This window comes from Cohaesibacter marisflavi, from assembly GCF_963665895.2.
GTDB lineage: Bacteria > Pseudomonadota > Alphaproteobacteria > Rhizobiales > Cohaesibacteraceae > Cohaesibacter > Cohaesibacter marisflavi.
On the sequence record NZ_OY762534.1, the window covers coordinates 2,962,382 to 2,979,518 of the forward strand.

General features: G+C 53.3%; 16 protein-coding genes. 3 read left to right on the plus strand and 13 right to left on the minus strand.

The features are described 5' to 3' along the window. Positions 1-54: 54 nt before the first annotated feature. From ACKPCT_RS14495 to ACKPCT_RS14505, 3 genes are all read right to left on the minus strand, one after another. Entirely contained in the window at positions 55-1,050 is a 996-nt protein-coding gene (locus tag ACKPCT_RS14495; RefSeq protein WP_319567249.1) for an Hsp33 family molecular chaperone, read from the minus strand. A gap of 288 nt (positions 1,051-1,338) precedes the next feature. Continuing rightward, on the minus strand, positions 1,339-2,274 hold the full coding sequence (gene argF, locus ACKPCT_RS14500; protein WP_319567250.1) for an ornithine carbamoyltransferase: 936 nt from the start codon (positions 2,272-2,274) through the stop codon (positions 1,339-1,341). A gap of 18 nt (positions 2,275-2,292) precedes the next feature. After that, on the minus strand, positions 2,293-3,486 hold the full coding sequence (locus tag ACKPCT_RS14505) for an aspartate aminotransferase family protein (protein WP_090069767.1): 1,194 nt from the start codon (positions 3,484-3,486) through the stop codon (positions 2,293-2,295). A 918-nt stretch (positions 3,487-4,404) separates the two neighbouring features. Here ACKPCT_RS14505 and ACKPCT_RS14510 point away from each other — a divergent pair. The 3 genes from ACKPCT_RS14510 to ACKPCT_RS14520 all read left to right on the plus strand — a co-directional run bounded on the left by ACKPCT_RS14510 (position 4,405) and on the right by ACKPCT_RS14520 (position 6,206). Next, positions 4,405-4,932: a GcrA family cell cycle regulator gene (locus tag ACKPCT_RS14510; RefSeq protein ID WP_090069765.1), complete on the plus strand. Its 528-nt coding sequence runs from the start codon at positions 4,405-4,407 to the stop codon at positions 4,930-4,932. Between the two features lie 478 nt (positions 4,933-5,410). Further along, positions 5,411-5,863, plus strand: coding sequence for an Hsp20 family protein (locus tag ACKPCT_RS14515; RefSeq protein ID WP_090069763.1), 453 nt, complete (start codon positions 5,411-5,413; stop codon positions 5,861-5,863). 82 nt (positions 5,864-5,945) lie between these two features. Beyond that, a complete protein-coding gene (locus ACKPCT_RS14520) occupies positions 5,946-6,206 on the plus strand; it encodes a DUF1150 family protein (protein WP_175527932.1) in 261 nt (86 codons plus the stop codon). A gap of 93 nt (positions 6,207-6,299) precedes the next feature. Here ACKPCT_RS14520 and chrA read toward each other — a convergent pair whose 3' ends face one another. The 10 genes from chrA to ACKPCT_RS14570 form a co-directional block, all read right to left on the minus strand. Then, positions 6,300-7,676 (minus strand): chromate efflux transporter, encoded by a 1,377-nt coding sequence (gene chrA / locus ACKPCT_RS14525; RefSeq protein WP_319567251.1) that lies wholly within the window; start codon positions 7,674-7,676, stop codon positions 6,300-6,302. Positions 7,677-7,842: 166 nt separating this feature from the next. Further along, the gene (ptsN, locus tag ACKPCT_RS14530) at positions 7,843-8,307 is read right to left on the minus strand and encodes a PTS IIA-like nitrogen regulatory protein PtsN (RefSeq protein WP_090070396.1); all 465 of its coding nucleotides are present in this window, start codon (positions 8,305-8,307) and stop codon (positions 7,843-7,845) included. Between the two features lie 247 nt (positions 8,308-8,554). After that, positions 8,555-9,133 (minus strand): ribosome hibernation-promoting factor, HPF/YfiA family, encoded by a 579-nt coding sequence (gene hpf / locus ACKPCT_RS14535; protein WP_090069757.1) that lies wholly within the window; start codon positions 9,131-9,133, stop codon positions 8,555-8,557. Positions 9,134-9,808: 675 nt separating this feature from the next. Then, a complete protein-coding gene (gene rpoN, locus ACKPCT_RS14540) occupies positions 9,809-11,410 on the minus strand; it encodes an RNA polymerase factor sigma-54 (protein WP_319567252.1) in 1,602 nt (533 codons plus the stop codon). Between the two features lie 469 nt (positions 11,411-11,879). Next, the gene (gene lptB, locus ACKPCT_RS14545; protein WP_090069753.1) at positions 11,880-12,683 is read right to left on the minus strand and encodes an LPS export ABC transporter ATP-binding protein; all 804 of its coding nucleotides are present in this window, start codon (positions 12,681-12,683) and stop codon (positions 11,880-11,882) included. Between the two features lie 185 nt (positions 12,684-12,868). Beyond that, the gene (locus ACKPCT_RS14550) at positions 12,869-13,498 is read right to left on the minus strand and encodes an LptA/OstA family protein (protein ID WP_090069751.1); all 630 of its coding nucleotides are present in this window, start codon (positions 13,496-13,498) and stop codon (positions 12,869-12,871) included. Next, positions 13,495-14,325 (minus strand): LPS export ABC transporter periplasmic protein LptC, encoded by an 831-nt coding sequence (lptC, locus tag ACKPCT_RS14555; protein WP_175527931.1) that lies wholly within the window; start codon positions 14,323-14,325, stop codon positions 13,495-13,497. Before lptC ends, ACKPCT_RS14550 begins: the two co-directional genes overlap by 4 nt. 235 nt (positions 14,326-14,560) lie before the next feature. Then, entirely contained in the window at positions 14,561-15,181 is a 621-nt protein-coding gene (locus ACKPCT_RS14560) for a ribonuclease D (RefSeq protein ID WP_090069743.1), read from the minus strand. 202 nt (positions 15,182-15,383) lie between these two features. Beyond that, positions 15,384-15,728 (minus strand): hypothetical protein, encoded by a 345-nt coding sequence (locus ACKPCT_RS14565; RefSeq protein WP_139229205.1) that lies wholly within the window; start codon positions 15,726-15,728, stop codon positions 15,384-15,386. Between the two features lie 147 nt (positions 15,729-15,875). After that, positions 15,876-17,111 carry a glycoside hydrolase family 5 protein gene (locus ACKPCT_RS14570; protein WP_319567253.1) on the minus strand — a complete coding sequence of 412 codons (1,236 nt, stop codon included), beginning with the start codon at positions 17,109-17,111 and terminating at the stop codon, positions 15,876-15,878. Positions 17,112-17,137 lie beyond the last annotated feature (26 nt).

Genomic DNA, 17,137 nt, shown 5'->3' on the forward strand with positions numbered 1-17,137 from the left:
TTCTCTTCAAAATTCTTGTGTCGCTATCGACAAGCGGGATTTTCAGGCCAGACGTCAGTCCTTGGCGACTTTGGCAACATCCTCGGGATCAAACTCATAATGCGTGCTGCAGAATTCGCATGTCACCTCGATTTTGCCATCAACGACCATGTCCTTCATTTCTTCGGGATCGAATGTCTTGAACATATCGCTGATCCGCTCACGACTGCATGTGCAGCGGTCATAAATCGGCATGGATTCAAAAACCCGAGGCCCGTTTTCATGGAAAAGCCTGTAGAGCAAAGTTTCCGCAGAAACTTCTGGGTCGGTCAGTTCGTGGTCATCCACGGTGTTGACCAGCGCTTCACATTCACGCCAGGCATCAGCCTCGGTGACGTGATGGGTTTTCTGCATCTCCGGATCTGGATGGTCGCCGGGATGCAAATCCCGATGAGGGATATCTTCTGAGGAATGGGGCAGATATTGCACCAGCAAACCACCGGCGATCCATTCGCTCTTAGCTGGGCCTTCATCTTGTTTGGACACCATTTCGGTGACAGCCAGACGCACCCGCGTGGGCAGCTGCTCGGACTGCATGAAATAGGCATGGGCCGCATCTTCAAGGCTTTTGCCATCCAGAACAACAACGCCCTGATAACGGTTCATATATTGCCCCTGATCGATGGTCATCACCAGATGCCCTTCGCCCAACAGCTGTTCGGGGCGCGTTTCGCCCTTCTCGATCCGTTGCTTGAGAGCCTCTTCGTCAAAGCGGACATAGGCACGCACGGCGTCCGGCGCATTATAGTCCACCACGAGCATATTGACCGCACCCTTGGACTGTACCTGAAGAATAAACTTGCCCTCGAATTTCAGCGAAGAGCCCAGCAGGGAAGTCAGGGCAATGGCTTCAGCCAAGAGCCGATTGACGGCATCGGGATAATTGTGGCGTTGAATGATGCCGGTGACGGTCTCATTGAGATGGACCATCCGTCCGCGCACGTCCAATCCATCGACCTGAAAAGGCAAGACGCGGTCTAGCGAAGAGACGATATTGGTTTGTTCGGTCATCTGGCTTACTTTCCTGTGGCACCCAAGGGGACAAATCACATCATGCATGATGGCTTTTCATTGTCCGGGGTGGGCCCTGTCCTTCCCTCATCTGTCAGCATCGAGGGGATTGGGCGCGCAGTCTGTTCATTGTCTTTCGTTCATTCAAAGGCAAAGGGCGGATACGCCTGTATCCACCCTTGTCTCTATTTCAGTTGCGCTCGTCAAGTCCGGCTGGTAGCCCGTGGGTGCTTGGCTCTGTCGCCATAGTCCACCCTCACCCCGTAGCCTTGGTGCACAGTCTTGGAATTATTCGTCGCCGATGGCCTTGTGGAAGCACCAGGCCATCACACCCTTCTGTGCATGCAAACGGTTTTCTGCTTCGTCGAACACAACTGATTGCGGTCCGTCGATCACTTCATCCGTCACTTCCTCACCGCGATGGGCAGGCAGGCAGTGCATGAACAGAGCGTCATCCTTGGCAAGCCCCATCAATCTGGTGTTGACCTGATAAGGTTTCAAGAGATTGTGGCGATGCTCTGCATCTTCATCCCCCATGGAGACCCATGTGTCGGTGATGATGAGATCGGATTGGCTGGCCGCATCTTCTGCGCTGTCGCACAATTCGATGCGCACACCGCGTCCGCGCAGGCGATCGATGATCGAAAAATCGGTCATCAGCTCTTCGGGGATGGCAATCCGCATGGTGAAGTCAAAATGCTCGGCAGCATGGAGCCAGGACGCCAACACATTGTTGTAGTCCCCCACCCAGGTGACAGTCTTGCCTGCAAGCGAGCCGCGATGCTCCTCGTAGGTCATGATGTCCGCCATGATCTGACATGGATGCGAATAATAGGTCAGGCCATTGATGACCGGAACGGTGGCATATTCGGCCAGCTCGGCGACGGCTTCATGATCAAGCATGCGGATCATGATGCCATCGACAAAACGGGATAGCACACGGGCCGTATCGGGGATGCTCTCGCCGCGCCCCAGCTGCATTTCTGCACCGGTCAGCATCAGCGGAGTTCCGCCCAGCTCGCGCACGCCAACGTCAAAAGAGACGCGGGTCCGTGTGGAAGGCTTATCGAAGACAAGGGCGATCACCTTGTCTTCGAGCATGTCAGTCCGGCGCTTTGTCTTGCGCGCATCCTTGATCTTGTGCGCGGTGGCCAGAATAGTCTTCAGGTCTTCGGTCTTCTGCGTCTCCAAATCGACGAAATGGCGCTTGGCATCATTCGACATGGTTTGCAATCCCCCTCATTATTGACTGTCTGCCTTTGCAGCGCGCATTGTATCGAGCGCCCGCTCCAAGGCCTGGAGTGCAAAATCTATTTCTTCCTGACCGATGGTCAGAGGCGGAGCCAACCGCAAGACATTATCACCAGCCCCCACGGTCAAAAGACCTTCCTTGCGGAGTTCGGCAACCAGATCTGCTGGTGGCATTTTCAGTTTGAGGCCAAGAAGCAATCCACGCCCCCTGATCTCTTCAATAAAATCAGGATAGGCATCCTTCAAACCTGCAAGGCTTTGCTTTAAAACTAAGCCTGTTTTTGCAACATTGTCCAGAAAACCCTCTTCCAGCACCACATCAAGCACGGCATTGCCCACGGCCATAGCCAAAGGGTTGCCACCATAAGTTGAACCATGTGTTCCGGGAACCATGCCGTCCGCAACCTCTTCGGTCGCCAGACAGGCCCCCATAGGAAAGCCGCCGCCGATGCCCTTGGCAATGGCCATTATGTCAGGTGTGATGCCTGCTTCTTCATAAGCAAACAGACGGCCGGTCCGTCCGACGCCAGTCTGGACTTCATCAAGAATTAACAGGATGTCGGTTTCGTCGCACAAATTCCTCAGAGCTTTCAGGAAGGATGGCTCGATTTCGCGAATGCCTCCCTCGCCCTGAATTGGCTCGAGCAGAATGCCGGCGGTGGTCTCGTTGATCGATTGTTTCACCAATTCGATATCCAGAGCTGGCAAACTTTCAAAGCCAGGCGCCTTCGGCCCGAAGCCTTCAAGATACTTGGCCTGACCGCCAGCGGCGATGGTGGCCAGCGTCCGTCCGTGAAACGCCCCTTCAAAAGTGAGGATCGTGAACCGTTCCGGAGCGCCCTTATCATACTGATAGCGACGCGCAGTTTTTACCGCACATTCGACGGCTTCTGCACCGGAATTTGTGAAAAAGACCTTATCAGCAAAGGTGGCGGCGCAAAGACGCTCGGCCAATTTGTGCTGCCCGGGAATGTCATACAGGTTTGAAACATGCCAGAGCTTATCAGCCTGATCCTTCAGCGCCTCCACGAGATGCGGATGGGCATGGCCGAGACTGTTGACCGCGATTCCTGCAGCAAAATCAAGGAAGCGTCGCTCATCTCGCGTCGTAAGCCAGGCGCCTTCTCCCTTTTCGAATTCGAGGTTGGCTCTTGCATATGTGGCATACAGCGAAGATTGCGTCATTTTACTTATCCTCGTCCCAAGACAAAGGTCTCCTGATATCAAATCTGCCTCATCGCGACAGAAAGTCGAGTAACCGGTCCTTTGCAAGCGGATCCGGGTCCCTCTGATGAACGCCATTCCCTCAATGCCTTGCTGTTCTGGATTTGCCCGAATATCAGGGAGCAAGAAAGCCAGGAACACAACACAGAGAATGGCAGGAATGCAACAAAAAAGCCGCTCCAACGGCGGCTGTTGAAGGTCCCTCTTTTGCAAGAATGTTCCCCTCTTGTCAATCGGAGACTTGTCTCTATCTGCAAAACATTCTGCTGTTTAAGGATAAATCCACAAAATTTTATAGAGTCGGGCCAGAAGCGATGGTCGTTTGCTTTTGTGAAACCATTTTCGCAGCCTTCTCTGGACAGGCCCTTACAGTCGGTTGACTCATCAAGCGCACGCCCCCTATTTGGTCACCACCATACAATCTGAGACCATCGTATGAGAATAAAGTGTTTCACGTTGCAACCTACTCAATTTTGTACAACCCTTAGGCAGCATAAGCTGATAAAAGCGCCATAGCTGACCAAACCGCCGCAGATTTGAGCATCTGCTGTGAACAGGAAAAACCAACAGGGATATTCAACACTTAAACACACCTTATCCACAAGCAATCAACAAATGGATGAGGATAAATTCAAAAAATCGTTGTCAAGCGAATTTTGGACAATTGTTGATTCGATTAGTTGGGGAAAAGGGTTAAATTGGGCCTGCATCCAGTTGCGGCAGACTCCAACCGTATAGTAGTTTACGATTTATTAACGAATAACTATCGTGCGGCAAAAATCAAATCCACTTACGAAGGACAAACCATTGGTTGTGTTATCATAACCAGATGCGGTTTTCGGTTTGCCTTCTTTAACAGTCTAGACGGAGGCTTTTTATATGTCTTGGACTGACGAACGTGTTGAACTACTAAAAAAACTCTGGGCCGAAGGCCTGAGTGCCAGCCAGGTGGCGTCTGAGCTTGGCGGTGTCACTCGCAATGCTGTTATCGGCAAGGTGCACAGACTGGGTCTTTCCGGTCGCGCCAAAACCACGACGACAGCACCGCGCCCGCGGCGCCCTCGCAACCAGCAGACCAGTCGTCCAGCTCGGACAAGCAGCAGCTCAACGGCTGCGCCAAGCGTTGGAGCGACGGCTCTCAAGGTCGAAAGCCAGCCACAATCGGCTCCTCAGCCAAAAGCGGTCAAAAACCCTCAGGCGGATCCAGTCGTCGTGCCGATTTCCAAGCGCGCGTCGATCCTTACGCTTACGGAAACGACCTGCAAGTGGCCAATTGGCGACCCGGGAGATACGGATTTCCACTTCTGTGGTCACAAATCCGAGTCCGGCTCTCCCTATTGCAAATATCACTCCGAGATCGCCTACAATACAGGCGCAGATCGTCGGCGCTCGAAGAAAGCAAGCTAACAGCTGACTTCTTGCTGGAAAATACGAAACCGTCCGGAGCCATCCGGACGGTTTTTTATGTTTGGCCATGAATTCTCGTATGACCGAAATGCCTTGCCTTGGCTGATAGTCTGGTAATTGTCTCTAGACACCAAACACTTGCGCTTCCCGACAGCCAAAAGAGACAGGCACCGTGCCCTGCTGCGCAAAAATCCACCGCTTCGAAGATCATGTTTAAACTTGAAGCGGGCTGCAAATACCCCCATATTGAACCTATGCCAGATGCTTGATGATGAGGTCTGACACAAGGGCTGTGGCTTAAGCCGACCCTTTTCATGATCTGACCGAGCTATCTTTTTAAGAAGAAGATCGGCGGTTCATTATTCACTTGGGGTTTTTGTCTCGGAGAGATCTTGGCGAAAACTCTGTCATGCAGCTCCGATTTTTCCGATTGGAAAGGGAGTTATCCAGCGCGTCGCTTAAAAAGAAGGACCGCCTAATGTCTCGAATGTCTGCTTTTTCCAGCCCTTTTCTCCTTGGCTTTGATGAAGTCGAGCGTGTGCTTGACCGCGTCGCCAAAGGTGCCAATGAGGGCTACCCTCCGTATAATATTGAAAGACTGGATCCAACCGAGAGCAAATTGCTCGAAGGAAATGGCGGCAGTGGCGATGTGTTGCGCATTACCCTTGCCGTGGCCGGCTTCACTCGCGATCAGCTGGATGTGACACTGGAAGAAAGCCAGCTTGTCATTCGCGGTCGTCAGGTGGATGACCAGAGCCGCCAGTATCTTCACCGTGGTATCGCTGCCAGACAGTTCCAGCGCTCTTTCGTGCTGGCTGAAGGCATAGAAATTCTTGGCGCCGAACTGAAAGATGGCTTGTTGTCCATCGATCTGGCTCGGCCGGAACCTGAGAAAGTCGTCCGCAAGATTGCAATTGACGTGAAAGAATAAGCATGTGTTCCACCCGGCCTGAAGGGCTGTCCTATCCTCCCGATGCAGGACAACTCTTTGGCCCAACATGAAGGTAGATGCCATGAATGAGGAAGAAATGTTCGAAGACGAGCTGGACGATGGTCTGGAATCCATCATGCTGGAACGTCGTATGGCCTATGTACGTCAGGTGAGCATGGAAGAAGTCATGGATATGTTTCCGGAAGCCCCGGAAATTCCGCAAAATCAGCAACTCTGGGCCCTGCTTGACGTTCAGGGACAGCCCATTGCTTTGGCCGGGTCTGAATCCGCAGTCAAACTGAGCGCCATGCGCCATGATATTGAAACGGTGAGCCTGCACTGAGCAGCCTTTACCGGCACAAACAATCAACAGCGGTCTGAATGATTTTCAGACCGCACCGTATTCAGGCCCCGTTTCGGGGCCTTTTTCATTCCGTTACAACAGTCCCCAGAGACATCCCAGCCCGCCGGTCACTCCAAGGCAAAGCATGATCGACCATTTGCGCACATGCAGAAGATATCCAGCCAGAAGCGCCAAAACGAATAGAACCGGATTAAAACTGGTCCACTCAGGCAGGAAGATCACCAGCCAACCGGCTTTTTCTTTCGCGACGCTTTCAAACAGCACGTGAAGCCCGAACCAGACCGAAAGATTGAGAATGACGCCCACAACTGCGGCAGTAATCGCACGCAAGGCTTCTCTCAAGCGAGGGCGTTCGCTGATCCATTCGATATAAGGGGCGCCCGCAAACACCCATAAAAAGCACGGAGCAAAGGTCGCCCACAGGGTTACACCGGCTCCGGCGAGACCGAGCCATAAACTAAGCTCGCCAGTTGACCGCGCGGCAGCGAGAAAGCCGACAAATTCCGTGACCAGAATGAGCGGACCCGGCGTGGTCTCGGCCAGCCCCAGACCATCGAGCATTTCTGTGGCGCTCAGCCAGCCATAATGACTGACGGCATCCTGCGCCATATAGGCGAGCACTGCGTAGGCGCCACCAAAAGTGACCGTTGCCAGCTTTGAGAAAAACAGCCCGATTGTGCCCAAAATAGTCACGGAAGCGAACCAGGCGAGCAGCGTCAGGGGCAATAGCCAAATGCAGAGCCAAATGAAAACGGTCCGCAAGGTGGCTAAATGGGAGAAGGATCGGTTAACACGCGCTTGGGCCTGAGAGGCATAAGTGAAAGGGCCAGCAGGCTCCCCCGCCATCTCCACTTCCCTTTCCAGCCCCAACCGTGCTCCATGCCAGACACCATAGAGGCCCGCGGCAAGAATAATCAGCGGGAATGGTGCTTGGAAAAAGAAGATGCCGATAAAGGACAAGGCTGCGATCAACCAATGCGCCCTCCCGTCCAGCGCCTTTTTGCTAACCCGCAACAAGGCTTCCAACACAATGATCAGCACCGCTGCCTTGATACCCATGAATAGGGAAGCTGCCAAGGGGGCCTGACCAAACAGCGCATAGGCACCTGCCAACAACAGCACGACCAATGCACCGGGAAGCACGAAAGCAAGGCCGGCAATGAGGCCACCCAACGTCCCATGCAGCCGCCATCCCGCATAGGTCGCCAATTGCATGGCCTCCGGGCCGGGCAACATCATGCAAAAAGACAGGGCATTCAGGAATTGTCGCTCCGAAAGCCAGCGCTTTTCATCGACGATCATGCGATGCATGAGAGCAATCTGGGCGGCAGGCCCTCCAAAAGAGAGAATACCAATGCGCCACCAGACGGCAGAGGCCTCTCCCAGCGTAGGCGTGTCTGCGCTATCGACGCCCGTTTGCAGCGCCGCCTCATGCTTAGTCTTTTCCATACCCAGCCTTTTCAGCTCCCATTTCCCCAACCAACCATTGGTAAAGGGAAACAAGAGCCAGAACTCAGCTTTATTGCTTGCCAATTTTGACAAGCGAATAACAGGGTGACAGAAAATTCAAAAGATGGACAGATTTATCGGTGTCAGCGCAATGCGCCAACCTGCATCAGGCAGCATCCGATTCTGGCAGATGACACAGAACGGCCCTGATGGCGTCTCCATCGGTTGCCGCACGCAATTTATTGAGCGTGTCTTCATTGCGCAGAACGCGCGCAATACGCGCCAAGGCCTTGAGATGATCCGCCCCGGCCCCTTCAGGTGCCAAAAGCAGAAAGACGATATCAACGGGTTGATCATCCATGGCGTCAAAATTCACTGACTTATCCAGCAGGGCAAAAATGCCATAAATCTTTTCCAGCTCAGGCAATTTGCCATGAGGAATGGCCACGCCCTGACCGACGCCGGTCGAGCCGAGCCTCTCGCGCTGGAGAAGTTTTTCAAAAATCTGACGTTGCGGTAATCCGGTCAGCTTTGCCGCGCGCTCCGACAGCTCCTGAATTACCTGCTTTTTGCTACTTGCCTTAAGCAGAGGTACGATCGCTTCAGGAGCGAGTAGATCGTTCAGTTCCATGAAACTCTCATGTGTCAGGTATCGTGCTTTCAGGTCCGATGAAAACAGGATACCCCGGTTTCTTGAAATGATCAAAGCCTTCAGGTGGTCGGACCTGAAGGCCATTTGATCTTGAGCGAACACCAACGGCTTTGAGCCTAGTTGGCTAAAGCGCACCCCAATCAACCAGATTGTCCAATCGGGCGGGGCGCGCCTCTATGTTTTTAAATGGTCAAAGACCATCGTCCGTTACGATATTCCTTTGCGCTTACTTCTCAGCAAGGGACGGGCTCACCCATCCGATGTGGCCATCGGTGCGCTTATACACCACGTTGATAGCATCATCGCCGGCGTTCCGAAAGACCACAACGGGATCCCCGGTCAAATCGAGAGCGACAACAGCGTCACCGACCGTCATGGTACGGATGGGCTTGCTGGTGCTTTCAGCGATAACAACCGGCGTGAAATCATCGGGCACTTCATCCTGAGCCGCAGGATTCTGTAGCACACCGTAAGCGACCTCGATTCCCTCAGGGCTTTCGTGATGATCATTGCGATGGCTTTTCAGACGTCTTTTATAACGGCGCAGTCGCTTGTCGATATGCTCGACAGCATTGTCAAAGCTCTTCTGAGCGTCAACGTCCGAACCGCTTGCCTGCATCACCATCCCGGTATCGAGATGAATCACAAGATCACTCTTGAAGCCGATGCCTTCCTTTTCCAAAGTCATCTGACCACCAAAGCCACCGTCGAAATATTTCTCGACTGCTTCAGCAACCCGATCCTCTGCATAGGCGCGAAGTGAATCGCCAACATCAACTTGTTTGCCTGATACTCGAAGCGTCATGGAACCCCCTATCAATTATGGGCCTATAGAATGACCGACTTTTAGTCTTTCTCTCTTAACGACGTTCGCAAATGTGGCCTGAAGGTTTGGCCGGAATTTGCGGGCGTCATCAACATATCGAAAGCCCGGTCGGCCATACGCATGGAAACACACCACGGACCGCATTGACATCTGTACGGGCCGCGCACAAATAGGCGGTAAGTTCGCAAATGTCAATGTTATGGAAAAGTCTCTCATGCATGCTTTTAGTCTGCCAAAATAAATGGGGTTTGACCAGCAGACTTGACAATCTTGGCGATTAAACACGCATCTTTACGTATTTATCCACTGACCTTGAGAAAGTGAAATTAACAAACATCTACCAACTCATGCATTTCGCAAAATTTCTTAAATCAAAACTAAATTGATATATTATTACAATTTCGTTATTTTAGAACATTTTCAGAAGCGCGGTATATCCTCTTCTGCCCAAGACTTGTTCAACCACCATTTCGAGAGATGATCTGACGGGCAAACCGGGGCAAACATCTTTTCATCAGGAAGGTTATACCCGCTAATTTATAGGCATATTGCCCAAGCTGGCACCATTTGCACCATCCCACCAGGAAGCCAATGATTTGATGGAATCGCGGCTGCAAGTATGCTGATGCCGTGTCTGGATGCCCTGTAGCGCGCCTAGCCTCGTGCGGCTTTCTTCTCACGCCGTCGCTGCACCGAGGACGGAATATGCATGGCTTCACGATATTTCGCCACTGTGCGACGAGCGATATCGATGCCGGATTCACGCAGAAGCTTCACCAAGGCATCATCAGACAGAATACTATCGGCGGCTTCCCCATCAATCGCTTGCCGGATACGATGCTTGACCGCTTCAGCAGAGTGACTATCACCGCCCGACGTTGCCGAAATGGCTGAGGTGAAGAAATATTTCATCTCGAAGGTGCCACGGTTGGTGGCGATATATTTGTTCGAGGTGACACGGCTGACCGTGCTCTCATGCATCTGGATCGCATCGGCGATGGTGCGCAGATTGAGCGGCTTCAGGTGTGTTACGCCATAAGCAAAGAAGGCATCCTGTTGCTTCACGATTTCCGTCGCCACCTTGAGAATGGTCTGTGCGCGCTGGTCTAGGCTCTTGACCAACCAGTTGGCGCTTTGCAGGCAATCGATGAGAAACTCTTTTTCTTTCTTGCCCGCAGCCGTCTCGTTGATTTGTGCATAATAAGTGCGATTGACCAGCACGCGGGGCAGGGTTTCGCTGTTCAGCTCAAGCCGCCAACCACCGTCTGATGCCTGCCGCACAAAAACATCGGGCACGACCGGCTGCACGGTCAAATGGCCGAAAGCGCTACCGGGGCGCGGATTGAGCGCCTTGATCTCGGAGATCATATCGGAGAGGTCTTCCTCATCCACTGCGCACAGTTTGCGCAGGGCAACGAAGTCCCGTTTGGCAAGTAGTTCGAGATTATCCAGAAGCACCGCAATGGCCGGGTCATAGCGGTTGAGATCCTTGAACTGGATTGCAAGACATTCGGACAGGGAACGGGCAAACACGCCGGATGGTTCGAAGGATTGCAGAATATCGAGCACCCCAGCCACTTCTGCTTCATCCACACCAAGGCGATTGGCGACCATGGCCAGATCCGTTTGCAGATAACCGAATTCGTCCAGTTCATTGATGAGGAATTGGCCGATGATCCGTTTGCGTTCATCGGCAATGGCTGTCATCAACTGTTGTTCGAGATGATCGGCAAGAGAAATCTCGCCAGCCAGCACGGTTTCAAGGTCGTAATCAGGGTTGCCGCCCCCATCGCGCATGGGCGCGGACATCCAGGGATCATTCAGGCTTGGCCCAGCTTGCTCCTGTGGACCACTATCATCGGGAAAAACATTATCAAGACGGGCATCCAGATCATTGGATATGGCATCCATCTGCTCCGGGCTCTCCCCGGAGAACTGATCGGACAGGTCCGGATCGGGAGCAGAATCGCCCGCTCCTTCGCTATTGGTTCCGTCAGAGGAGTCCGAATTGGCACTATTGGCCTGATCTGCCCCCTGTGCATCGTTCGTCCCCTGCCCGTTATTATCCGAAGAGCCAGAGTCGCCAGAATAATCATCCGAGACAGATTCCAGCAGAGGATTGCTCTCAAGTTCCTGCTGTACATAAGCAACGAGATCAAGATTGGACATCTGCAACAGTTGGATCGCCTGCATCAATTGCGGCGTCATCACCAGCGATTGGCTCTGGCGCATGTCCAGTCTGGGTGTCAAAGCCATGTAGTCGTCTGTCCTTACCTGTACCCCACCTAACCGTGATTGCTACGGCAGGGTCTCATCCCTGTTACTCAAGTCTGTCAGGATGTCTGGTAGCCTGTTTGTGGCACGCTCTTTTCATCCTGAAACACTGTGCCACGCGGTATCGACGCGGGTCGGGTGCCATCAAACGCCTTGCGCATAGTACCAATTAACAACACACATATTGTGAGTTGGTACAAATCTTGCTTGTTAAATATAGCAGGATTACACCCTTTTACACAATTCAAATCTGCTAATTGATAGAATATCTAATTTTATCAAAAGCTTATCCTCTGATTATTGTGCTCGGGAAGGTTAAAACCAGTGTCCCTATTGCCTTGCTTGTGGCCATTGAACAATTATTGGGCAATTTTTTAAAACTTCAAGCCTCAATTCACGGCTCCGCCTTTTTGCGGATTGTTTTCCCGTCTTCTCACCAGCCCAATGTGGCTTACATGGAGAAGCTCTCCCCCAAATACAAGCGCCGAACATCGGGATCAGCGATGATTTCATCGGGCGTGCCATTGGTCAACACATTGCCCGAATGAATGATATAGGCCCGGTCGATCAGGCTCAGCGTTTCACGCACATTATGGTCGGTGATGAGAACACCAATTCCGCGCGCAGTCAAATGACGCACCAGTTGCTGAATATCCCCCACCGCAATGGGGTCGACACCGGCGAAGGGCTCGTCAAGCAGCATGAAGGAAGGGCGGGACGCAAGGGCGCGGGCAATTTCGAGACGGCGACGTTCCCCGCCGGAAAGTGCAATGGCCATGGACTTGCGCAGATGCGTGATTGAGAACTCTTCCAGCAGCTCGTTCAGCTGTTCCTTACGCTTCTTGCGCTTTGGCTCAACCAGTTCCAGCACGGCCATGATATTCTCTTCCACATTCAGGCCGCGAAAAATCGAGGCTTCCTGGGGCAGATACCCAATGCCCAAACGGGCACGGCGATACATGGGCAGCTTCGTGATATCAAAGCCGTCTAGGGAAATGTAGCCTTTATCTGGACGCACAAGTCCCGTGATCATATAGAAGATGGTCGTCTTACCAGCGCCGTTTGGCCCCAAAAGCCCAACCGCTTCACCGCGTTTGACAGCGAGAGACGCCGAGGTGACGACCGTGCGGCGCTTGTAGCTCTTGCCGATGTCATGCACGACCATCCAGCCCAAACCATCCTGTTCGAGCGGATCGAACGGGGTTTGCTGATTTTCCGTCTCATCAAGAGATGAAAGATGATCACTTTCCTGCATTGGCAGATGCGCACCTGACTCTGGATTGCCGCTTGAAGGCAATCTTCTGATTATTGTCTCACCCCTGCCAACCCATAGTGGCCGCGATGGTTTTGCTGCTCATTTTCTCCGAACAGCAAGACAATGCCGTTGGATTGCTCATAAATGCAATTGCCCTGCTTGTCGAGGGGCTTTGCCCCGCTCGCCTAGTTTTTAGGGTTGCGGTTTGGGATAAACAGGCCCTGCACACGGCCAGAATTGCCATTCTGACCACCAGACGATTTGGCAGCAGCCAGACGCGCCGCGCCGGAGCGCATGTTGATGGTCAATTTGGAGCCACGCAAGACATTCTTGCCCTGGGTCAAAACGACATTACCGCTCAGAACAATCACTTCTTTTGCCATGTCGACAGAGGCCGTTGAGCCGGTTGCCTTCTGGTCTTTCTGGCTCACGGTCACTCCGCCATGGGCCTCAAGCCGCGTGATGGATTGCGCAGTGCCTGCACCGCCTCCCGAATAGTGGATCGTCAGGGTGGAGGTGAGCAGGTTTGTCTCACCCTGACGCGCTCTAACGCTACCCTTGAAAATTGCAACTTTTTTGTTGTCGAAGATATCAAGCTGATCAGCTTCGATCTCGATTGGCGCATCCGGGTCTGTGCGCAGACCGGACGCCACATCAGCCATGCTCTGGGCCATGACGGGGTGAGATGCTATCAGCCCGCCAGCAAAAAAGAGGCCCCCAGCCAGCAGCAGCGCCAGAGTAAGGCAAGAAAGCCTACGGGCTGGATTCCTGGTTGCCAGTGCGGTCAAACGACAAAGAGAAACAATCAGGGTCATTGGGGAGCCCCCTCTTCCTGCGCAGCCCCTTGTTGACGGGGCTCGGTTTGGTCTTGAGCCTTGGTTGGCGATTTGTTGAGGAGAGCCGCGTCGACATAGAGGCGCACACTACCGGTAAACCGGAACTGCTCGCCATTGTCGATGGCTTCAAGCCGGTCGGCCGATAGACGGATGTCGCTGGACGCGATATTCACCGGGCTGAGGGTTTGCATATATCCCTTTGGCATATCAACGGCCACCTTTTCGGTATGCAGTTTGTAACCCAGAGAGGAGTCGACCTGCACGTCTCCATCCAGTCCAAGCGTCTCATTATTCTGGTCAAATACGCCGGTTTTGGAGTCAATCGTTACCCATTCCTGCTTTTCATCTGTAATGCGTGCCTTGACGGTTTCAAGGTTGATCACATTGGGTGTTTCCACCTTCTGGGTAGCCCGATCGGCAGCCACTTCATAGGCGCGCCCATCGGTATAGCCGTTCAGGTTCGGATTCTGCATGACCAGTTCGTCCTGCTTCAGGCTTTCGTCATCCTCGAACTGAACCACCTCGGTCGTTTTCTCGGGATTATGCTTGCTCACCCAGCCGACAAAACCAGCAATGATGCCCAAGGCGATCACCGGCAGGCTCCATTTGAGAATGAAGACACGTCTTGAATGGCGTTTGGCCCGGCGGAAGGCCTTCATCTGATCTTCAGAGGAAATGATGCGAGCGCTATCCAGCGCGCTGCCCCGACGGTTTCCGCCTAGATCCGGCCCCCTTGGGCTCCCCACTGGATGTCCCTGTGGCTGAGCGGGATCGCCGGATTGCTCTCGTTTAATCCTGTCTTGCATTGCTTCCATCCAATAAAGGCAGGCTTGATGCTTCTGCTTCGCCGCTCGGTTCCGGAGTTTCCTGTTTTTTGCAGGCTTTTCGCTGCATCGGCAAGTCATTTCTACAAAGGAAAGAGGCGAAATTAAGCGTATGGTCTCTTCGGCTTCTTAAAATGACGAAGGGAGCCAGACCGGCGTGACACCGTTGCTCCCTTGGCCAATCGATCAGCTTTTTTCCTCAGCCGAGATCTTGCCCTTAGCTATGGGCAAAGATGTCGGTTTCGTCCCAACCGGCCAAATCCAGCTTGGCGCGGGTTGGCAGGAAATCAAAGCAGGACTGCGCCATTTCCTTGCGTCCCTCACGCGACAGACGTGCGCGGAAGATGCCCATCAGGCCGTGCAGATGCAAAACATCCGTTGCAGCATATTTCTTCTGGGCTTCACTCAGGGTATCGGCCCCCCAATCGGAGCTTTGCTGTTGCTTGGAAATATCGACATCAAGAAACTCGCGGCAGACATCCTTGAGGCCATGGCGGTCTGTGTAGGTACGGGTGAGCTTGGAAGCGATTTTGGTGCAGAAAACCGGTTCCGGCATCACACCGAATGTGTGATAGAGCACGGCAACATCAAAGCGGGCATAGTGGAAAATCTTGGTAATATTGTCATTTCCAAGCAAAGTGCACAGATTGGGCGCTTCTTTCTGCCCCTTGGCAATCTGCACCAGATCGGCACTGCCATCGCCTGGAGACAGCTGCACCAGACACAATCTGTCCCGATGCGGGTGAAGCCCCATCGTCTCGGTATCAATCGCGACTGCAGAAATGTTGTCATAGTGGTTGAGGTTGGGAAGGTCTCCCTGATGCAGTCTGATTGCCATCGATCAAAAATCCTGGATGATTGCGAGGGTCAATGATGCTTGCCCTCCTGTACGGAAATGAAAAGCGACTTCTTACGAATATCTGCCAATGTTTGGAGCAGCATAGAAGGTTCGCCCCAGTGACTCAAGAGTTGCTGTTCATTAAGCACATGCATCGAAGGCTCGCCCCGGCCTTTCTCACACGATCATTCCTGCGTACCGATCAATAGCGCACCGGGCAAATATAGCGCTCAAACACCCAGCCAGCCGGATAACGCCCGCTATGAGGTGCGTCCAGGTAAGGCAAAACATCAACCTGACGCCAGCCCCGTTCCCCGTAGGGCTCCCAAGTGCGGAGCGGTGTATCCGGACCAAGTCGCATGATTTCTGTGCAACGGGTAGAACCGCATGTGCGCAGGGAGAGAAAATTGTCGCCATAGGGGTTAAGCCCGCAGACAACAAAGAGCTCCCCATCATAGCTCTGAGCGGGCGTCGCCAATAGGCCGCCCATAGCCAGAAAACAGGAAAAGAGAGCCAAGGCCAATCTATGCGTTTGTTTATCAACCATCGATGCTGTCTCCGGCTGGGACAATAGAAAAGGAAGCAAAGAAATCTGCCTCCAGCCTATCATCAACGAGCGCCCTCGGGCAGCCCTTCCATGGTACTGCTCCGCAACAGCATCGGCAGGCGCCTCTTAACTTCCACTCGGCAAAGTTCAAAAATTGGGCAAGAGCGAATCGAGCACCAGCGGGTCAGGCAGGGTGGTTTCTGGATTGACCATCTGGAATCCGTCGGAGAAATCCCAGTGCGCCCAGCCCAGACAGTTTTCCTCAGCTCCTGCCCGCACAGCGCGCAGCCAATTGGCCCGGTCATGCGGGTCCACATCAAAAGTCAGGGTGCCAAACTCATTGACGATCACCGGCGTTTGGTGACGACGCGACCAGTCTCCGACCATCGCGAAAGCATCAGAAATCCGCTTTGCATCCCAGCCATCACGGTAGCTGTCGAGCATTGTCTGGGCGGCCTCATCCATGCCAGCTGCCTTGAGTTTTTCTACCTGTTTGAGCACAGCCGGAGACGAGGCATTCCCCGGGAAAGGCATCTGACCGATGATAGCAAGCGAACTCCCCTGCATCCATGTCGCGCCCTGATGGGTAAAATCCATGGGGTCGTAATAATGCACGGCATAGACCAGCCCCTCCCCCTCGAGCGGTTCGGAACCGGCCAGCACTTCCACACGCTGAAAGATCGCCGGACCGATGATCAATTTACGACCCGGGGCTATGGCATTGAGATGTGTTACCAAGGTCTGGGCCTGCTGCCACCATATCGACGCGTCTGCAGCCGGTTCATTAAGAAGCTCGAAATAGACATCGGATCGGGACCAACTCGCTGATCGTTCGGCGATCCGGTTCCATGCTTCGGTAAGCAGGGAAAGCCCGTCTTGCGGCACTGAAACATGAATATGCTGGAACCGCCCTGAGGGATGAATATCGATGCTTACGGCATAGCCCATGCCGCTCAGCCTTAGGACTTCCGCATCAAGAGCGGCCATATAGACTGCCGATTGCTGCTCAGACGCAAAGCGCGCCATGAAATGCTCGCCATTCACCGGCAAACGAATATGGGTAAAGCCCAACATGTGAAGCTGCTTGAGAAGGCTGTCATCGGGTTTGTAGCCGGTGTAGTCAGGATCCCAATTGGGCAGATTGAAGCCACGCGCCAGCTTGGCATCGGCACCGCCAACAGCAAGCGAAGAGACACCCTCGCACGCAGCAAGTCCTATCGGCTGCCCCACCATAATGTCAGATGCGTTTGCCTCCCTCGCTGCAACAAGTCCCAAGAGCGCGAAAGCGGCACTCAAAACGGCCAGCATATGACCGGCAGGATAGGCAAGATGTGCAAGGTGAGCAATCGGCCGGAAGGCTTTTTTTATAGCGAGCATCGACATGAACATGGCCCCTCTTGTGATCGAAA